The following is a 19,229-nucleotide window of genomic DNA, read 5'->3' as shown; positions in this document are numbered from 1 at the left end:
CCTTTCGCTAGAGATACGGCATGATCTGAAAATCACGGACGGAGAGGGGTTCCTCGGCACGCGGTAACCGGGGAGCGCGTCGCGCATCGGACCGCCGGGAGGGACGTACGTGTGCTGGCACTCCGTGGTGGACGGTGTCGGGTGGGTCTCGTCCGTGTCCCAGCCGCCGATCTAGGCTGAACGGTGCCGGGATGTTTAGGATTCTTCATTAAGACTCTTTAGTAAGTCAAGGATGGCGGCAGCGCTGTGGGCGGGAAGTCACTGGTGAACGACGCAGATGGGGGACAGACGTGATGTGGATCCGTAACGGCGGAGCGTCCGCTCCGGCGGCCGCGCCATCGCTGCTGCGCTCAATGAATCAGCGCTTCATCCTGGACTGGCTGTACCAGAACGGTCCCGCAACCCGGCCGCAGATCTCCCGCGCGGTCGGCCTGTCGCAACCGACGGTGTTCGCCACGCTGGCCAACCTGGAGGACGTCGGCCTGGTCCGCACCCGGGGCCAGTCCGAGGAGTCCAACGGCCGCCCCGCCCTCATCTACGAGGTCGATCCCGGTGCCGGCACGATCGCCGCGGTGGACGTCGGGCGTGACTGGCTGCGGGTCATGGTCAGTGACCTGGTCGGCACGATCCTGGCGCGGGCCGAGGTGCGCAACACCGCACGCAGCTCGAAGTCGTTGGTGGGCATGGTGAAGGAGGCAATTGCCTCGGCGTCGGGCGAAGCGGGCATCGAGTACACCGCCATCACCCACACGATCATCGCGTCCCCGGGCGTGTACCAGGAGCAGGACTCGCGCGTCATCTACGCCGCCCAGCTGCCCGAGTGGCAACGCCCGCGGCTGTACGAGGAACTGCGGGACACGCTCGGCATGCCGGTGACGATCGAGAACGATGTCAACCTCGCCGCGCTCGGCGAGCACGGTGAGGGAGCCGGGCGGGGCGTCAACCCGTTCGTCTACCTGCACATCGGCACCGGGATCGGGATCGGGATCGTCATCGACGGCAAGGTGTACACGGGTGCCACCGGGGCGGCCGGCGAGATCGGCTTCCTCCCGTTCGCTGGCCCGGAGCCGCTCACCGACACGGTGGACCGTGAGCACGGCATCCTGGAGGCGGCGTTCGCGGCCGATTCGGTCGTCGAGTACGCCCGCCGGCTGGGGCTGGAGGGCGCGACCACCGCGGTCAAGGTCTTCGAACTCGCCCGCAAGGGCGTCGCCCCGGCCAAGAAGGCCGTGCAGCGCCAGACGGAGATCCTCGCGGCGCTGCTGACCAGCATCAGCGCGTTCCTCGACCCCGAGCTGATCGTGGTCGGGGGCGGGATCGGGCAGAACCTCGACCTGCTGGGTGTGGGGCTCGCGGACCGGCTGAACCAGCTCAGTCCGCTGCGCCCGCGGATCGTGGCCAGCGTGCTGGGCGTCGACGTCGCGGTGCGCGGCGCCGTCACCCGTGGGGTCGCCGTCGCGCGTGAGGCCATCTTCGCCGAACGCATGGCCAGGATTCCCGGCGCGTAGCCGGAATTCCAGCGTAGCCAGGATTTCCAGCGCAGCCAGGATTCCTCGCGCAGCCAGGACTCCCAGCGCAGTCAGGATTCGGCGCGCAGCAGTCAGGGTCGCCGGCGCACAGCGGCGCGCGGGGTGGGCGCGCCGGATCGACGCCGCCGGGTAGGAAGGCGCCGGTGAGAAGACACCGGTAGCAAGACATTTGGGACAGGGATCCGCTGGCCATCCTCGGCGTTGTCGTGTCGAGAGCGCTCTCTCGCGCCTGGTGGAGCCGTGTGCGGAGGGTCAGCCGACGTATCGCCTGCGTTTCGTAGCTGGCTACCTCTTGACTTTCGAAAGATTCTTGAAGAATTATCTAGAAACAAACCTGCGACGTCCGAGCCGCAACCGGTACGTCGGCTCTGCTGCCGGCGCTTCGCGGGTACCCAGAGATCATTTTCGACGCGTGTGTTCGGCCAGCGAAGGCGGTGGCGTGACGGCGACTCCGCTGGGCGGATCGGCGCGGCTTGAGTTCTGACAGACGACGCCTCGCAAGGAGTGAGATGAGAAAGCAACGCTCCATCGCAGTCGGTGCGGCGGTAGCAGCCGTCGCACTCGCGCTCACCGGCTGTTCGGGGAACAACGATGGGGGCTCGGCCGGGGGTGGCGACGGCAAGTCGCTGACCGTCTGGCTCATGCAGGACACGCTGACCGAAGCCTCGCAGAAGGCCGTTGTCGACCAGTTCCAGGCGCAGACCGGCGCCACGGTCAAGGTCGAGATCCAGCAGTGGGACAACATCAACACGAAGCTCACGACGGCGCTGGCCACCGACAATCCGCCGGACGTGGTGGAGATCGGCAACACCGACGTGCCGCTGTTCGCGGCCAACGGTGCCCTTGCCGACCTCACCTCCGACAAGAAGGACCTCGAGGGTTCCAACACCTGGCTGAAGGGACTCGAGGGACCGGCGACGGTGGACGGCAAGCTGTACGCCGCGCCGTTCTACGCCGGTACCCGATCGGTCATCTACAACATGGACATGTGGTCCAAGGCCGGGGTGACCGCGGCTCCGAAGAGCTACACCGAGCTCCTCACCGACCTGGACAAGGTCAAGGCGACGAACTCGGCCGCCGACTTCAGCGCGTTCTACCTGCCGGGCACGTACTGGTACAACGCGCTGTCGTTCCTGTACGACGCCGGGGGAGCCCTGGCACAGCAGTCGGGAAGCAACTGGAAGGGCCAGCTGGAGACCAGCCAGTCGCAGCAGGGTCTGCAGGACTTCAAGGACTTCGAGAACAAGTACTCGACGAGCGCCTCCCGCACCGCGCCCATGGACACGCCGAACCCGACCGACCTGTTCGCCACCGGCAAGACCGCCACGGTCATGGGCAACGGCAACGCGGTGAAGACCATCGAGCAGTCCAACCCGAAGCTCGTCGGCCACGTCGGCAGCTTCCCGTTCCCGAGCAAGGCCGACCCCGGCAAGAACATGCCCAACTTCCTCGGCGGCTCGGACATCGCGATCGCGACGAAGAGCAAGAACCCCAAGCTCGCGCTGCAGTTCGTGAAGTTCATTGGCTCCGACGACATCCAGGTCAAGCAGGTCGCCGAGGCGTCGGGTCACGTGCCGGTCTCGGACCAGCTCATCGAGCAGGTGGTCAAGACGCTGCCGGATGATCTGAAGTCGTTCTACGAGGGCGCCAAGCTCAGCATCTCCACGCCGGCGACGCCGGGCTGGGCCACGATCGAGTCGGACGCCTCGGTGACGGACTTCTTCTCGCAGATCGCCGCCGGGACGAAGACTCCGCAACAGGCCGGGGCGGACTTTGACAAGCACCTGAACGACGCTCTCAACGCGAGCTAGCCATGTCCGTCGACACCTCGAAAGCGGTCGTCACCGGAGTCGTTGAGCCGGACGGGACCGGGAGCACATCTCGGTCCCGCCGGCGCGGCGGTTGGAACTGGGCGCCGGCCATCCTGCTGGCGCCGGCCGGCATCGTCCTGGCCGGCGTGCTCGGCTACCCGCTCGTGCGGCTGGTCATCAACTCGTTCCAGGACTTCGGCCTGCGTGCCCTGTTCACGGGTACCACCGACTGGGTCGGCTTCGCCAACTACCAGGCGATCTTCAAGGATCAGCAGTTCGGCCCGGTCCTGCTGCGCACCGGCGTGTTCACTCTGTCGCTGGTGATCGGATGCCTGGTCATCGGCATGGCGATGGCGCAGATGATGACCAACCTCGGCAAGGGCATCCGTACCGTGCTGAACTTCCTGCTGATCCTCGCCTGGGCGCTGCCGACGGTCAGCTCCACCCTGGTGTGGCAGTGGCTGTTCCAACCGGTCTACGGCGTGTTCAACTGGCTGATCACCCAGGTGGGCTGGTTCGGCGATTACACCTCGCACCGCTGGACCGGTTCGGCGGGCGGTGCCTTCACGATCGTCTGGCTGCTCATCGTCTGGCAGTCCGTCCCGTTCGTCGCCCTGACCCTGTACGCGGGGCAGTCGCAGATCCCCGCGGAGTTCTACGAAGCCGCGCAACTCGACGGCGCGAGCAACTGGCGCATCTACCGGTCGGTCACGCTGCCGTTCCTGCGCCCGGTGCTCTACCTGGCCACGATCCTGCAGATCATCTGGCACTTCAACACCTTCAACCAGCTGTGGATCCTGACCCAGGGCGGCCCGGACCACGGCACGACGACCCTGAGCATCTGGGCGTTCCAGAAGGCGTTCGCGTCCAACTCCTTCGGCCAGGGCTCCGCGATCGCGGTGGTGACCGCGATCCTGCTCATGATCCTCACCGGCGTCTACATCCGCCGCCTCATCCGGTCGGGGGAAATGCAGTGACCGCCACCCAACTGTCCAGCGCCGCCGGGAACGCGAAGACCTCGGGCGTCCGGTCGCGGCGCCGGCGGGCGAGGCACCCGATCTCGTTCGCCGGCGCCATCATCTGCTGCGTGTTGTGGGCCGTGCCCATCTACTGGATGCTGAACACGTCGTTCAAGACCCGCGACCACATCACCAGTACCACGCCGCAGTTCTTCCCCGTGCCGTTCAGCTTCGGCAACTACGCCGACGCCTTCACTAAACCCGGGTTCCTCAGCTCGCTGCTCAACAGCCTGGTGGTGTCCCTGGGCGTGGTCATCGTGTCCATCGTGCTGGGCTTCCTCGCCTCGGCGGCGGTGTCGCGGTTCCGCTTCTTCGGGCGCCGGGCGATCATGGTGGCGATTCTCGCCGTCCAGATGATTCCGGGCGGCGCCCTGCTGATCCCGCTGTTCCTGTCGTTCAAGAGCCTCGGCCTGCTGAACAGCTACTGGGGACTGGGCCTGGCCTACGTGTCCAGCGTGCTGCCGTTCAGCATCTGGGTGCTGCGCGGGTTCTTCCTCAACCTCCCGATCGAGATCGAGGAAGCGGCGAAGATCGACGGTGCCGGTACGGCGCGAATCCTGCGCAGCGTCTACTTCCCGCTGGTGCTGCCCGGCCTCATCTCGACGAGCGTGTTCGCGTTCATCGCGGCGTGGAACGACTACATCACCGCGTACGTCATGCTCAAGGACCAGTCCAAGTACACGCTGCCGGTCTGGCTGGTCTCGTTCAGCACCAACGAAGGCACCGACTACGGCGGGCTCATCGCGGCATCGGTGCTGTTCGCCCTGCCGGTGGTGATCTTCTTCATGATCGTGCAACGCAACCTCGTCTCGGGAATGTCCGCGGGCGCGGTCAAGGGCTGATCGTGGAGTTCGACGGGGCCGGCCCGGGCAAAAACACCGGGCTGGGCGGGAACGCCGGGCCCGGCACGGACGCCGGGATCCGGCGGTGGCGGGCGGCGGTCGGCGCGGTGTTCGCGCTGTCCGGGATCGGCCTGTCGAGCTGGCTGTCCCGGCTCGCCACCGTGCGCGGGCAGCTTCACCTGTCGGTACTGGTCATGGGCGTGCTCTCGCTCGGGCTGTCGGTGGGTTCGGTGGCCGGATTCGTCCTGGCCAGACGGATCGTGGCCCGGCTGTCGGCGCGCCAGGCGATCCTCGGCGCGCTGTGCGTCGCGGGCCTGGGTAGCGCGGTCACCGCGCTGGCCGTCGCCGGCCACACCCCGGTCGGGGTCTTCGGCGGGCTGGCCGTGCTCGGATTCGGTACCGGCACCTGCAACGTCGCGATGAATGTGGACGCGGTCGCGATCGAACGGTCCGTGCGGCGCGGCATCATGCCGTGGTTCCACGCCATGTTCAGTCTCGGGGGCGTCCTCGGCGCCGGTGTCGGGGCCGCCGCCACCGCACTGCACCTGGCGGTGTCCCCGCACCTGCTGATCGTCGCCCTCGTCACGGTGGCCGTCACGGTGCTGGTCGTCCGCTTCATCCCGGACCCGGACTCGCCGCTGCGGGTCCACGACGCCGACCCGTCCACGGCCACCGGCCAGCCCGCGCGCGGTGGGTGGCGGGACCGCCGTACCGTGCTGATCGGCCTGCTGGTGCTGGGCATGTCGTTCGCCAACGGAGCCGCCAACGACTGGATCTCACTGGCGATGGTCACCGGGCACCGGGTCTCGCCCGAGATCGGTGCCCTGACGTTCTGGGTGTTCGTCGTGGCCACCACGGTGACCCGGCTGCTCGGTTCCGCCGTGCTGCGGCAGCTCGGCCGCGTCGGCGCCCTGCGCGTCTCGGCCCTGTGCGCGGCAGTGGGCATCGCGTGCTTCATCACCGCGCCCGTACCCGCCGTGGCGGTCGTCGGCGCGGCGTTGTGGGGCTTCGGCTCGGCGCTCGGCTTCCCGATCGGCATGTCCGCGGCCGGTGACGACCCGAGGGCAGCCGTGCGCAACATCAGCGTCGTGGCGACGATCGGCTACGCGGCGTCGCTGGCCGGACCGCCGTTGCTCGGGCTCACCGGCGACCACGTCGGCCTGCTGCGCGCCCTGATCGCGCCGCTCGTCACGGTCGTGGTGGCCGGATCGCTGGCCGGGATCGTGCACCGTCCAACGCCGCCGCGATCGGTCGAGCGGGCGGGGTCGGTTGAGCCTGCGCCGTCGGTTGAGTCAACGGGATCAGGTGAGCCGTCGATTGACCCAACGGGGTCGGAGCCGTCAGTTGAGCCGGTGGGGTCAGGTGAGCCGGCGCCGTCAGTTGAGCGCGAACTCGCGACGGGCGACGTCGGGCGGGACCTCGGCGGGGCGCCAGTGGCCGGCGATGGCCACAGCGGAGGCGTGGGCGCCGTCGGGGCTGATGACGAGGTCCGCCGGCGTACCCGCCGTGAGCACGCCGCGGTCTGCCCAGCCCAGCACACGCGCCGCGTTCGCGGACGTGAGCCGGGCGGTGTCGACCGGTGAGAGGTCCGCGAGCGCGCCGACCCGGGCGGCGGCGTCCCCGATGAACAGGGTGGAGCCGGCCAGCGTGTCGGTGCCGTGCAGGTACGCGGCGCCGCCGCGCACATCGACGGTACGGTCCACGAACGCGTACCTGCCGTCCTCCAGCCCCGCGGCGGCCATGGCGTCGGTGACCAGTACCCCGCGTCGCGTGCCGGCCGTACTCAGCGCCAGGCGCACGGTGTCCGCGGCGAGGTGGTGGCCGTCGGCGATGAGTTCCACGGTGACCCGCGGGTCCAGCAGCGCCCGGATCGCCGGGCCCGGGGACCGGTGGGTGATGCCGGGCATCGCGTTGAACAGATGGGTGACGTGGCGGGCTCCCGCGTCCACGGCCGCCTGGAACGCCTCGGCGCCCCCGTCGGTGTGGCCGACGCAGAAGACGATGTCGTCGCTGTGGCGCCGGATCAGCTCGATCGCGCCGTCCAGTTCGGGGGCGATGGTCATCGACGCCGCGTGCCCTCCGGCGGCGCGCATCAGGGTGCGGAAGACGCCCTCGTCGGGCAGGCGCAGCGCGGTCGCGGTCTGGGCGCCGCGCCGCGCCGGGGACAGGAACGGGCCTTCGAAGTGGATGCCCCGGATGTTCGGTGCGCTGTTGTCGTCGATCGCCGCGCCGATCGCCTCCGCGGCCGCGATCATCGTCTCCAGCCGGGCGCTGGCGATGGAGGCGAGCATGCTGGTGGTACCCCGACCCAGATGGGCGGCCGCGGCGATGCGGACGTCCTCGATGTCGCCGCTGTAGATCGCCCGGCCGCCCCCGCCGTGGCAGTGCAGGTCGATGTACCCGGGCAGCACCCACTGCCGTTCGAGGTCGACGTAGTCGAGCGCGGCTCCGTTGAAGCGCCGCGGCTCCGGTGGCTCACCCGGGCCGAGGGAATCGATGACGCCGTCCCGGACGACGAGCCATCCGTTGTCGATGACACGGTCCTCAAGGACCAGGCGCCCGTTGGTGAGGATTCGCACCGTCATGGTCAGACTCCACTGGCGAGGGTTTCGGGGGAGTACGAGCGGAATCGTTCGAGGATCTCGTCGCGACCGGGGCCGACAGTGGCGGACAGGGCGCCGAGCGCGCCGAGGCCGATGTGCAGGTGACTGAGCGCGTGCGCCATCGCCCCGAGCAGGCCGGCGGCGGCGCCGAGCGTGGAGCGCTGGATCACGCTGTCGACACCCACCAGGTCACGCAGGCGCGCCCGGGTGTCGGCGAACCAGTCGTCGGTGAAGGATTCCGAGAATCCTCCGGTGACCAGGATGCTCGCCGGTTCGTAGGCCAGTGCGACGATGTCGATCAGGTGCGTGAACGCGGCGCGGGAGTCCGCGACGAGCGGGCCGAACCGCTGAGGCTGCGCGAACACCTCGGCGGTGGTGTCGAGGGTGTAGCCGAGCGAGCGCCCGTAGCCGGCGAGCCCGGCGCCGGACAGCAGGTCGCGCAGGCGCTGTTCGCGCCCGAGCAGCGGAAGCCGACCGAGTTCGCCGAGCAACCCCTGGGCGCCGGAGAGGATCTCGCCGTCCATCGCGACGGCCGCGGACAGGCCGGTACCGAGGATGAGCAGGACCGTGGTCTCGGTCGGCGGTACCGAGCCGTAGCGCAACTCGCCGAGCAGCGCCAGGTTGGAGTCGTTGTCGATGTTGACCGGAGCGTCCAGCGAGCCACGCAGGGCCACCAGGAACTCGGGGCCGCGGATCTGCGGCAGGTTCTGCGATCCGACGACCCGGGTCTTGTCGCCGGCCACCGCGCCGGGCAGGCCGACGGTGACGGCGCCGAGCGTGGCGTTCGCGCCGTCCTGCTCGACCAGTTCCCGTACGCACGAGCCGAGCCACTCGCCGAAGCCGCGCGCGTCGACATCGTGGCGGGTGCGGTAGTTGCGGCGGGCGATGGTGCGGCCGAGGGCGTCGGTCAACACCAGGCGGCAGTTGGTGCCGCCGAGGTCCACGCCGCAGGCGAGCGCGATCTCGCCGTTGAAGCGGACGCTGGTCGCATTCCGGCCGCGGCCCGCCCGCGTGATGGTCGGGCCCTCGACCAGGATGCGGGATTCCAGCAGCTCGCTGACCACGCGGAACACCGTCGCCTGACTGAGGCCGGTGGCGGCGACCAGCTCCTGCCGGTCGATCTCCCGGCCGGACAACAGTTGTTCCAGCACCGAGCTGCGATTGGATCGTCGTACCGCGGTTCCCGAGTCCATAATTCCTCTCAGGCTGAACTTTATTCGCCGTGAGAAGAATAAACCCGCCGACGCTCCGTGCGGAAGCCCCCGCCGGGATTGGCTGGCGTGACGAACACCCGGGTGGCCGGGTCGGGACGCGGCGCCTAGGCTGGGGCGGTGAATTAGTTTCACACTGAATGGAATTCGTGGACGCTCCCCGATTTCCGCTCCCCGCGACCGGCACGCCCCGCGCGACCGGTGGGACCGGTGGGCCGGAGCGCGTCCGGTACCCCCGCAACGAAGGTGGACATGACCAAGCTTGAGACCCTCGCCCACGGCGTCCTCTTCCCCTCCATCGGCCGGCCGGTACTGCCGCGGTGGCTCGCCCCGCGCGTCGACGCGGGGCTCGGCGGCGTCGTCCTGTACGGGCGGGACATCCGCTCGCGCGAACAGGTCGCACAGCTCACCTCCGCGCTGCACGCGTTGCGCGACCACGTGATCATCGCGACCGACGAGGAGGGCGGCGACGTCACCCGCCTCGAGGGGCACGGCGGCACGAGCGTGCCCGGCAACTACGCGCTGGGTCGCATCGACGACCTCGACGCGACGCGCGCGGCGGCGGAGCAGATCGGTCTCTCGTTGGTGGACGCGGGCATCGACTGGGACCTCGCACCGGCGGTCGACGCCATCTCCAACCCGTTGACGCCCAACGCGATGCGCACCTTCGGCGAGGACCGTGCCCGGGTGTCCGCACACTCCGCCGCCTGGGTGGAGGGTTTGCAGGCCACCGGGGTCAGCGCCTGCGCGAAGCACTTCCCGGGCCACGGGCGCAGCGGCACCGACGCGCACCTCGGCACGCCCGCCGTCGACCTCAGCCGCGACGAGCTGGTCGGCTGGTACCTCGACCCGTTCCGTGCCGCGGCGGCCGCGGGTGTCGACGGCATCATGGTCTCCCACGTCCGGCTGCCACAGCTCGACGAGAAGTACCCGACGTCGATCAGCCGGGCGGCGGTGACCGGCCTGCTGCGCGAGGAGATCGGGTACGACGGCGTGGTCATCAGCGACGCGCTGGAGATGCGCGGCGTGCTCGACGTCGCGCCGCTGGCCGAGTCCGTGGTGCTCGCGCTGGCCGCCGGGATCGACGCGCTGTGCCTGGGCGCCGCTTCGTACGACGAGGACGTCGAGATCGCGGTACGGGCGATCAGCGCCGCCGTCGCCGACGGACGCCTCGACATCGAGCGGCTCGAACAGGCCAACGCCCGGATCGCGCGACTCGGCCGCCGGGAGCGGCAGGCCACCGGCCGTCGCGACGACGCGGTCGGCCGGGAGCTGGCGCTGCGAGCCCGCCGGGTCAGCGGGGACACCGCGCTGCGCGGCCGGCACGTACTCGTGATCCGCCTGGAGCAGGAGCACTCGCCCGCCGTCGGCGGTCACGGCGGCGCGCTCGAGGAGTTGCTCGACGCGGCCGGGTACGAGTGCGAGACGGTCGCCATTTCGGGCGGCACCTACAACGGCGAGAACATGGTCACGTCCGAGATCGGCCTGTTCACCGGCGAGTTCGGCGACGACGCCGAGGTGGTCCTGCTGGTGCGCAGCCCACACCGCCACGAGTGGCAGCAGCGGTTGAGCGCCGAACTCATCAAGCGCCACCCGTCGATCGTGGTCGTCGACATGGGCGCCGCGGGTGTCGACTTCAGCGCCGCGCGCGGCTGGGTACGCACCTTCGGCGCCTCCCGGGCGTGTTCCGAGGCGGCCATCGACGCGCTCGTGGCGCCCCGGCGCTGAGACGGAGGCCGGCAGACAGCCAGCGACGGCAGACCACCAGCGACGAGACGAGCAGTGACGGCCCAGCCCCGCCGGTCGTGCGGAGGCTGGGCCGCTGCGAGCCTCCGGCCGAGGTCGCCATCACCGTGTCGACCGAAACGTGACGGACGGGATCCGCGCGCGCCGAAGCGTCCTGGCCCGGTCGAGCGATAGGGAAGGCGACGCTCAGCGCGCGGCGATCCCGCCACGCCGATCGGCCCGGAGAGGCACGCCCATGCCGAATTCCCCGCACGGCGAGCAGACCGCCAGGTACGCGACGGCCGCACGCATGTACGACTGCTACCTGGGGGGCGTCCACAACTTCCCCGCCGACCAGGAAGCGGCCCGGGAAGTCATGGCGAGGCTTCCCGGCATTACGGCGTCGGCTCACGCCAACCGCGCGTTCCTGGCCCGCGCGGTCGACTTCCTCGTTGGCGCCGGGGTTCGGCAGTTCCTCGACTTCGGCGCGGGCATCCCCGCTCAGGGCAGCGTGCGGAGTGTCAGCGGTGCCGCGATCGACGCCCGTGCGGTGTTCGTCGACATCGATCCGTGCGCGGTGGCTCAAACCCTCGAACTGCTGGAAGGCGTCCAGTGGGCCGTGGCGATCCGCGGCGACGTGCGAACCCCGCAGCCGATCCTCGCGCACCCTGAGGTCCGGCGGCTGCTGGACCTCACCCGACCGGTCGGGCTGCTGCTGACCGCGGTGCTGCCGTTCATCCCGGACGACGTCCAGGCGTACGGCGCCGTCGCGCAACTGGTCGCCGCATTGCCCGCCGGCAGCTATGTCGCGATCTCCCACGGCGCGGCCGAGACGTTCCCGCCCGACGCCGACGCGTGCCACGCCGCCGCCCGGACCTACCAGAAGTACACCGGCAGCCAGGCCACCGCCCGCGACCACGCAGGCGTCCGGCGCTTCTTCACCGGTCTCGACCTGGTGACGCCGGGCGTGGTCTGCGCCCGGCAGTGGCGCCCCGAGTCGCCGCCGGCACTCGCCGAAGGGTCCGGACACAGTGGACTGTGGGCCGGCGTCGGCATGAAATCCTGAGGCTCAGCCCCGTCAGGATCCGTCGGCCGTGAACCCGACCGCGCGAGCGGTTGGCTCCCAGGCCACGAACTCGGCCTGGTTGCGCTCAAGGCTCGCCGCGATCGCGTCGGCGGCGTCGTCGCCCAGCGGCAGGCGCAGCGGGATCGGCTCCGCGTCGAGCGCGGCCAGGATCGCGGCGGCCGCCTTGGCCGGGTCACCGGGCTGCCGGCCGTCGTCGGCGTCCAGGTTCGCCGCCACCGCGCCGACGCTGTCGGCGTACGCGTCGATGGGCTGCGAACGCAGCAGGGAACCGGCGGTGTTGAAACCGGTACGGAAAGCTCCCGGCTCGACGATCAGCACCTTGATGCCGAACGGCGCGACCTCCGCGGCGAGCGCCTCGGAGAACCCTTCCAGGGCGAACTTGGTGGCCGAGTAGGCCCCCACCCCGGGGAAGGACAGCCGCCCGCCCATGCTGCTGATCTGCACGATGGCGCCGGAGCGCTGGCGCCGCAGGTGCGGCAGGACCGCCCGGGTCAGTGCGGCCGGCCCGAAGAAGTGCAACTCCATCAGGTCACGCAGCTCCCGGTCGCTGGTCTCTTCGACCGCGCCCACCAAACCCCGGCCGGCGTTGTTCACGACGACGTCGATCCGGCCGTACCACAGCAGCACCTGCGCGACCACGGCGGTGATCTGGGCCGGATCCGTGACGTCCAGGTCGGCGGCGTTGGCCCGGTCGGGGTACGCCGCCACCAGGTCCTTCAGCGCCTCGGGACGGCGGGCCGTTGCCACGACGGTGTCGCCGGCGCGCAGCGCGGCCTCGGCGATCGCCCGGCCGAAGCCGGATGAGGCGCCGGTGACCAGCCAGACTCGGCCGGACGCCGGACGGGCGGGCGTGGTTTGCGTGGACATCTGGACCTCCGTGTGCGGGAATGACCTGCCCAGTGTCGCCGGTCACGGCCGCGCGACCCAAGACAGAAGATCGTTCAAGCCATAAAGCGGACTTATGATGGCCGGGTGGAGTTGCGCCAACTGCGCTACCTGGTAGCGATCGACGAAGCCGGGAACCTGGGCCGGGCGGCCCAGGGCCTGTTCGTCAGCCAACCCGCCCTCTCCTACGCCCTGCGCAACCTGGAGGCGGAACTCGGTGTGCGGCTCTTCGACCGGCACGCCGGAGGCGTGACGGCCACCGCGGCGGGGCGCGACGTACTGGCCGAGGCGCGCCGGACGCTGCGGCAGGTCGACCGGGTCACCGCCGCGGCCGACCGCCACCGGCGCGGCCAGACCGGCGTACTGCGGGTCGGTTTCGAGGCGAGCGGGGCGGGAGAGCTGACCACGCGGTCGCGGGCGGAGTTCGCCCGCCGGTACCCGGGCGTACGGGTGGAGCCCAAGCGGATCGACTGGGGCGAGGAGACGGCCGCGCTCCGCGACGGCCTGGTCGACGTCGCCTTCGTCTGGTTGCCCGCCGACCTCACCGGGATGCACGCCGAGGTCGTCCACACCGAAGGTCGGGTCGTCGGCCTTCCCCGGCGGCACCCGCTGGCCAGCCGGGACGGCATCTCGATCCTGGAGACCAACGACGAACCGCTGCTGTGGACCGAGCGGGCGCCCCGCGCCTGGGTGGACTGGTGGGCGGTCAACCCGCGCCCGGACGGGACCAGCCCGCGGTGGGGGCCGACCAACGACAACGTCGAGGAGATGCTGGAGCAGGTGGCCGAGGGCGCGGCGATCTGTTTCGGCCCGCAGAGCATGGCGCGGTACTACGCGCGTCCCGACCTGTCCTGGGTACCGCTGACCGACGTGGAACCGCTGCGAGTCGCCCTCGCCTGGCCCGACGGCACCGACGCTCCACTCGTCCGGGGATTCGCACGCGTGGTCCGCGAACTCGCCGAACTGCCGGCGGCCTAGCGCTCTCCGGCGGGCGCGGTCTTGTAGTCTGCTGGTCCGGTACGGGTCCGTCGCGGTCATCCGTCGCGGTCACGGTCGAGGAGGTCTGGGTGCGGTGAGGCAACCGTTCGCGCTGCCCCCGTGTGAGCCCGGTGGACTCGACCCGGCGGCGGTGGTGGCCTCCATCGGGGAGTGGGTCACGTCGCCGGAGTTGGCGGAACTGGTCGGACAGTTCGATGGCGAGGTGCCGGCGGGCCCGGTCGGATCGGTACTCGATCGGGTGGCCGAGTTCTCCCGGGTGTGGGACTTCCGTGGCGGGGTCAAGGAGCGGTTCGACACCGACCGCCTCGACTACGAACCCGAACTGGACGCCCGGCTGCGTACCCTGATCGCCGCACTCGGCCTCGCCGGACGGGACCGGCCCGCCCACGACAGCTACGACCACGTGGTCGTGCTCGGCGGCGGCATCCGGGTGACGCTCGGCCGCACCGACTACGTCGCCCGGCTGATCGCCGGAGGCCTCCGCGTCCAGACCCTGGCCGGGTTGGGCAGCCTGCGGTGGCGCCACGAACGGGAGCACCGCGAGAGTATCCGGCTCGGACTCGGCCCGATCGAGACCGAGGCCGACATGATGCTGGTCGGGCTGCGCCGGTTCCTGGACCTCTCGCAGCCGCCGACGGTGCGCGAGGGAGACGGCTGGTGGCACCGGTACTGGGACGGTCCGCGCCCCGGTGTCGAGGAGGTCCACGTGCTGGCCGCCGCGTCGACCCGACCGCCGTTGCGAGCGAACACCGCGGACACGCTCATCGGTTGGGCGCAGCACGTGCGCACCCCGGCCCCGACCGACCGGGTACTGCTGGTCACCAACGACCCGTACGTGCGGCACCAGCACTGCGACGCCGTGCGCCTGCTCGGTAGCCGGTACGGGTGCGGGATCGAAACGGTGGGCTTCGACGACCTCGCGATGCGGGAGTGGGGACGGCCGCTGAGCACGACCGAACTGCTGCAGGAGGTGCGTTCGTCGCTGTTGGCCATGCGCCACCTGCACGACGCCCTCGTCCCGTCGCGGTAAGGCTCTCGCGGTAAGGCCCCCGCTAAGACTCCCGAGGTAAGGCCCTGCGACCTTTGCCACTTAGTCAACACTCGTAGGCCAACGCGCATTGACATGCTTTCGTGCCCACTGCGCGGACCACCACGGTGTCGAGGCGCTCGCCTGGGAGGGCTCCCTCGGCTCCTACGCCGGCTCCACGTACAACGGAAACGGGGCCGGGTCAACGACCATCTGGACGGGCCGAGCGACGTGACCGGGGCGCGGTGCGGATCCGCCACGCACACGAGCGTCGACGGCTGACGAACCACGGCAGACGAACCACGGCTGACGAACCACGGCTGACGAACCTCTGCGGCCGGACGGGCAGGGGTCGCTCCGCGGCGACGCCTGCCCACCCGCCGAGTACCGGATCGGCCCCCGGTTTTCGGAGCCCGAGCCTGGGTAGCCCGGGTGGGACTGTTGTGCGAAGGGGGACCACGATGACGAAGATGCAATCCCGGCCCATGGTGGCGACCAGGGCCGGAACCCAGGGCAGTTCCGTGGTGCACAAGACGGCGAATGTGGCCGGGATCGACGTTTTCTACCGTGAGGCCGGGATCGCGGACGCCCCGAAACTGCTGCTGCTGCACGGTTATCCCGCGTCGTCACACCAGTACCGCAATCTGTTGCCGGCGTTGTCGGACCGATTCCACCTTCTCGCCCCCGACTACCCGGGTTTCGGCAACACCGGCGTCCCCGACCCGGCCGGTTTCGCGTACACGTTCGAGCACCTCACCGACATCGTCGACCAGTTGCTCGGCCAGATCGGGTTCACCGGGCCGATGGGGATCTACATGGAGGGGTACGGGGGCGCGATCGGCAACCGGCTCGTCGAACGGCACCCGGACTGGTTGCAGTGGCAGGTCATCCAGAACGCCAACCTGTACGAGGAGGGCCTGAGCCCGGCCTGGGATCCGTTCAAGGCGCTGTGGAACGACCGGAACCCGGAAACCGAGAAGGGCTTGATGTCGCTCATGGAGCCGGACGGCGTCAAGCTCGTCTACACGCACGGGCACCAGAACCCGGAGGCGATCAGCCCGGACAACTGGAACATGGACTCGTTCTTCCTCGCCCGGCAGAACGCGAAACAGGCGCAGCTGGATCTGTTCTACGACTTCCGTACCAACATCGAGCTGTTCCCGCGCTGGCAGGAGTCGGCCCGCAGCCAACAGCCCAAGACGCTGATCCTCTGGGGGCGCAACGACATCTTCTTCACCCCGACGGCCGGCGAGATGTACCTGCGCGACCTACCCCAGGCGGAGCTGCTCCAATTCGACTCCGGGCACTTCGTCGTCGAGGACGGCATCGGCGAGGTCATCACCGCGATCGACAGGTTCTACGTCGGGCGGGCGGCCGGCGGCTGAGCGCCACGCACGAGCGTCACAGCCGAGCACACCGACAGGCAACCAAGCCCATCGACAGGCAGCCAAGCACATCGACAGGCAGCCGAGCCATCGACAGGCAGCCGAGCACAGCCGATAGGAGGTCGACATGGCCCTGGCCAACGAGGCACCGGACTACTTCCAGCCCAAGGACGGCATGTTCCTCGCCACCCTGCTCATCGTCCGGGACACGGAACGGTCTCGCGAATACTACGAGCGGGTGTTCGGAGCCACCTGCGTCCACGAGAGCAACCCGCTGATCCTGAAGTTCTTCAACAGCTACATCATCATCAACGTCGAGGGCGGCCCGACGGACGACAAGCCGACGGTGCAGGCCAAGGCGCCGGCCGACTCCAATACGTTGAGCTGCGCGATGAACATCCGGGTGACCGACATCCGCAAGCTCTACCAGGAGTGGACGGCTCGTGGTGCGGAGTTCCTCACCGAACCGAAGGACCACGGGACCGAGATCCGTTGCTACCTGCGCGACCCCGACGGGTACCTGATCGAGGTCGGCCAGGGACTCTGAACGGGCGGGCTCTGAGCGGGCGGGCTCGTCGGCGTTGTGGCTTGTCAGCGCTGTGGTTCGGCGGACACGCCGACCACCCGCCAGCCCGCGTCGGCCTGCCGGCTCAGGAGCAGGCTGAACGGCACCAGGTCGCTGGTGGACAGCCGCGCCCACCCGGTGACTTCGGCCCGAGGTCGCCCGAGGCTGATGATCGTGGCGCCCTGGATGTGGTACTCGCTGATCTGCCGGCCCTCGTCGGTCAGGCCCTGGATCACCAGCGTGCCGGTGTCGCTGACCTGCGTGTCGTGTCGCGGGTACGCGGCCGCGTTCACCTGGCCCGCGACCAGGTCGTCCATGAATGCCGACGCCGCGGCGCGGGCGGGCTGGCCCTGCGCGACCGCGCGGCGAACCTCGAGCAACACCAGGAGCACGCCGGTCGCACCCGCGATCAGTGAGGCCCAGAGCGGCAGTCTGCCGGCGATCCCGCCCACGCACACCACCAGCAGCAGAACGAGAACGACGATGCCGAGCGAGCCTCTCCCACGTCCCTGCCGCTCCCGCATGCTCCGGCACTCCGAATCCCGCGTCCACCCCGATCGGAACCACAGGATATTCCAATGCGTCGCTGCCAGCGCGGGAGCGGCCGGCGCGGGGGCTGGTGCCGCTGGGGCTGGCGGGGCTGGGGCTGGCCGCGCGGGGGCTGGTGCCACGGGAGCTGGCGGCGCTGGAGTTGGCGGGGCTGGAACTGGCAGGGCTGGAGCCCTCGGGGGTCAGCGGCGGACGTCCGCCGGCCCCGACGACAGCGGCAGCCCGGCTTCCAGCCACGCCTCGACGCCGCCGACCAGGTCGGTGGCCCGCCACAGCCCGAGCGACCGCAGGCTCTCCGCGGCCAGGCTGGAGCTGTAGCCCTGCCGGCAGATGACCACGATCTCCAGGTCGTGGCCGACCGCCTCCGGGATGCGCGCGTCGCTGAGCGGGTCCAGGCGCCACTCCAGTACCGTCCGGTCGATCACCAGGGCACCGGGAATCTCGCCCTGCTCGCGTCGCTGGGTCTCGGTACGCGTGTCGATGAGCAACGCACCCCGACGGCCCGCCGCCAGCGTCTCTTCCGGAGTCAGCCTTCGCACGCCAGCCCGGGCCTTGGCGAGGACAGAGTCAATGGCCGAACCTGGCGAGCGCTCCACTCCGCCAGTCTCACGAACGGGGATCGTCCGCGCGCCCGATCGAGGACGAGACCATCCGACCGGTGGGCGCGGCAGACGCAGAGGTGAGTGCGGCGGACGCAGTGGCGGGTGCGGTGGGCGCGGCGGATGCCGGGGCGCGTGTCGCGACCCCGGCATCCGTCAGGTGAGTTGCCGGCAGACCTGCCCGGCGGGCACCTCGCCGCGTCAGCGCGGGCCGGCCGCCTCCTGGCCGCCCTTGCTGCGCGGATCCGGGGTCGGCGTGGCCTGGATGCCATCCGGCGTCATCGGCCGCGCCTGGCCGCGCAGGTACAGGTACCAGTAGAAGCAGCCGACGAAGAACGCACCGCCGACCAGATTGCCGGCGAACGCGAGCCCCAGGTTGCGGAACAGGTTCGCCGCGCCGATGCCGTGAACGCCGGCGAACATCGCGGCCGGGATGAAGAACATGTTGGCCACGACGTGGTCGAAGCCCATCGCGACGAACCCCATGATCGGGAAGAAGATGGCGAGGATCTTCCCCGCGATGTCCTCCGCGGCGTAGGCCATCCAGACCGCGAGGCAGACCAGCCAGTTGCAGCCGATCGCGCGCAGGAAGATCGCGATGCTCGTCTCGGTCACCGCCTTGCCCTTGGCGACGGTGGCGAGCTTGGCGAACGTGAGCGCACCCGCGGTTCCGGCGGCCGAGTGCGACGACCCGATGACGCCGGTCTTGACCGCGAGCAGGTAGGCGACCAGCAGCGAGCCGACCAGGTTGCCGGCGGTGACCAGCACGAGGCTCATCACGACCCGCCAGAGGGGGGCCCGGCGCGAGGTCAGCGCCAGCGGCAGTAGCGCCATGTTGCCGGTGACCAACTCGGAGCCGGCGATGATGACGAGGATCAGCCCGGTCGCGAAGACCGCGCCGAGGAACAGCGTGGACAGGTTGCCCCAGATGCCCACCGGCATACCAGCGGTGACGACGACGGCGAGCAGTCCGGCGAACGCGATGTAGGCGCCGCCCAGGATCCCACCGACGATCATGCGGTCCGGACTGAGATTCGCTTTGACGACGCCGGAGTTCACCGCCGTCGTCGCGATCTGGTCGGGTGTCTTGAAGGCCATGGTTTCCCTCATGGTTTCTGACGCTGGTACAGATGCGCATCCATGCGTATCTGCTCGAAAACCCCGACCGGCGCCGAATGTGGTGGGGTTCCTCCGTTTTAGGTGCTCACCGGTGCGATGGTCCACCTGATGCCCCAACATGAACCGGTAAAACGTTCTGGTTATCCGGCCGGGTTTCCGGAGGCCGTCCCCGGCCGGCGACGAGCCGTCCCCCAGCCGGCGACAAGCAACGGGAACCCGGCGAGCAACGGGAGAAGACTTCGGAACGGCGTTTCGAGCCCTTTCGGTGTCGTTA

At 70.0% G+C, this 19,229-nt stretch carries 16 protein-coding genes and 1 pseudogene; 11 read left to right on the top strand and 6 right to left on the bottom strand.

Annotation, left to right across the window (positions count from 1 at the left end; translation table 11 throughout):
- Positions 1-353 precede the first annotated feature (353 nt).
- The 5 genes and pseudogenes from Raf01_RS33235 to Raf01_RS49935 all read left to right on the top strand — a co-directional run.
- Positions 354-1,508: an ROK family transcriptional regulator gene (locus Raf01_RS33235; protein ID WP_203922026.1), complete on the top strand. Its 1,155-nt coding sequence runs from the start codon at positions 354-356 to the stop codon at positions 1,506-1,508.
- Between the two features lie 530 nt (positions 1,509-2,038).
- Positions 2,039-3,340 (top strand): extracellular solute-binding protein, encoded by a 1,302-nt coding sequence (locus Raf01_RS33230; protein ID WP_203922025.1) that lies wholly within the window; start codon positions 2,039-2,041, stop codon positions 3,338-3,340.
- 2 nt (positions 3,341-3,342) lie between these two features.
- Complete coding sequence (locus Raf01_RS33225) at positions 3,343-4,317, top strand: carbohydrate ABC transporter permease (RefSeq protein WP_203922024.1); 975 nt, start codon at positions 3,343-3,345, stop codon at positions 4,315-4,317.
- Positions 4,314-5,201, top strand: a complete 888-nt coding sequence (locus Raf01_RS33220) for a carbohydrate ABC transporter permease (protein ID WP_239134143.1) — start codon at positions 4,314-4,316, stop codon at positions 5,199-5,201. The genes Raf01_RS33225 and Raf01_RS33220 overlap by 4 nt, the downstream gene beginning before the upstream one ends.
- 2 nt (positions 5,202-5,203) lie before the next feature.
- A pseudogene (locus Raf01_RS49935) lies at positions 5,204-6,316 on the top strand (MFS transporter); the annotation flags it as partial.
- A 261-nt stretch (positions 6,317-6,577) separates the two neighbouring features.
- On the opposite strand, the gene nagA reads toward Raf01_RS49935, so the two are convergent.
- Both nagA and Raf01_RS33210 read right to left on the bottom strand, forming a co-directional pair.
- Positions 6,578-7,786: an N-acetylglucosamine-6-phosphate deacetylase gene (gene nagA, locus Raf01_RS49930; RefSeq protein ID WP_239134142.1), complete on the bottom strand. Its 1,209-nt coding sequence runs from the start codon at positions 7,784-7,786 to the stop codon at positions 6,578-6,580.
- 2 nt (positions 7,787-7,788) lie between these two features.
- Positions 7,789-8,997: an ROK family protein gene (locus tag Raf01_RS33210; protein ID WP_203922022.1), complete on the bottom strand. Its 1,209-nt coding sequence runs from the start codon at positions 8,995-8,997 to the stop codon at positions 7,789-7,791.
- Between the two features lie 270 nt (positions 8,998-9,267).
- Here Raf01_RS33210 and Raf01_RS33205 point away from each other — a divergent pair, with 270 nt between their 5' ends.
- Together Raf01_RS33205 and Raf01_RS33200 are read left to right on the top strand one after the other, a co-directional pair.
- On the top strand, positions 9,268-10,743 hold the full coding sequence (locus Raf01_RS33205) for a glycoside hydrolase family 3 protein (protein WP_203922021.1): 1,476 nt from the start codon (positions 9,268-9,270) through the stop codon (positions 10,741-10,743).
- A gap of 253 nt (positions 10,744-10,996) precedes the next feature.
- Positions 10,997-11,806, top strand: coding sequence for an SAM-dependent methyltransferase (locus tag Raf01_RS33200; protein WP_203922020.1), 810 nt, complete (start codon positions 10,997-10,999; stop codon positions 11,804-11,806).
- Between the two features lie 12 nt (positions 11,807-11,818).
- Here the strand turns inward: Raf01_RS33200 and Raf01_RS33195 are convergent, their stop codons facing one another.
- Positions 11,819-12,694 (bottom strand): oxidoreductase, encoded by an 876-nt coding sequence (locus Raf01_RS33195; protein ID WP_203922019.1) that lies wholly within the window; start codon positions 12,692-12,694, stop codon positions 11,819-11,821.
- 105 nt (positions 12,695-12,799) lie between these two features.
- Between Raf01_RS33195 and Raf01_RS33190 the strand changes: the two genes are divergently transcribed.
- From Raf01_RS33190 to Raf01_RS33175, 4 genes are all read left to right on the top strand, one after another.
- Positions 12,800-13,690, top strand: a complete 891-nt coding sequence (locus Raf01_RS33190) for a LysR family transcriptional regulator (RefSeq protein ID WP_203922018.1) — start codon at positions 12,800-12,802, stop codon at positions 13,688-13,690.
- A 94-nt stretch (positions 13,691-13,784) separates the two neighbouring features.
- Positions 13,785-14,741, top strand: coding sequence for a hypothetical protein (locus Raf01_RS33185; protein WP_203922017.1), 957 nt, complete (start codon positions 13,785-13,787; stop codon positions 14,739-14,741).
- Positions 14,742-15,199: 458 nt separating this feature from the next.
- A complete protein-coding gene (locus tag Raf01_RS33180; protein ID WP_203922016.1) occupies positions 15,200-16,123 on the top strand; it encodes an alpha/beta fold hydrolase in 924 nt (307 codons plus the stop codon).
- Positions 16,124-16,250: 127 nt separating this feature from the next.
- A complete protein-coding gene (locus Raf01_RS33175) occupies positions 16,251-16,670 on the top strand; it encodes a VOC family protein (protein ID WP_203922015.1) in 420 nt (139 codons plus the stop codon).
- A 44-nt stretch (positions 16,671-16,714) separates the two neighbouring features.
- On the opposite strand, the gene Raf01_RS33170 is transcribed toward Raf01_RS33175, so the two are convergent.
- The 3 genes from Raf01_RS33170 to Raf01_RS33160 form a co-directional block, all read right to left on the bottom strand.
- Positions 16,715-17,212 carry a hypothetical protein gene (locus Raf01_RS33170; RefSeq protein ID WP_203922014.1) on the bottom strand — a complete coding sequence of 166 codons (498 nt, stop codon included), beginning with the start codon at positions 17,210-17,212 and terminating at the stop codon, positions 16,715-16,717.
- A 207-nt stretch (positions 17,213-17,419) separates the two neighbouring features.
- Complete coding sequence (locus Raf01_RS33165; protein WP_239134152.1) at positions 17,420-17,857, bottom strand: rhodanese-like domain-containing protein; 438 nt, start codon at positions 17,855-17,857, stop codon at positions 17,420-17,422.
- A gap of 180 nt (positions 17,858-18,037) precedes the next feature.
- Entirely contained in the window at positions 18,038-18,946 is a 909-nt protein-coding gene (locus Raf01_RS33160; protein ID WP_239134141.1) for a formate/nitrite transporter family protein, read from the bottom strand.
- Positions 18,947-19,229 lie beyond the last annotated feature (283 nt).

Source organism: Rugosimonospora africana (assembly GCF_016862975.1).
Taxonomy (GTDB): Bacteria; Actinomycetota; Actinomycetes; order Mycobacteriales; family Micromonosporaceae; genus Rugosimonospora; species Rugosimonospora africana.
The sequence above is the reverse complement of the archived record's forward strand: the minus strand, read 5'-3'. Positions and strand labels throughout refer to the sequence as shown.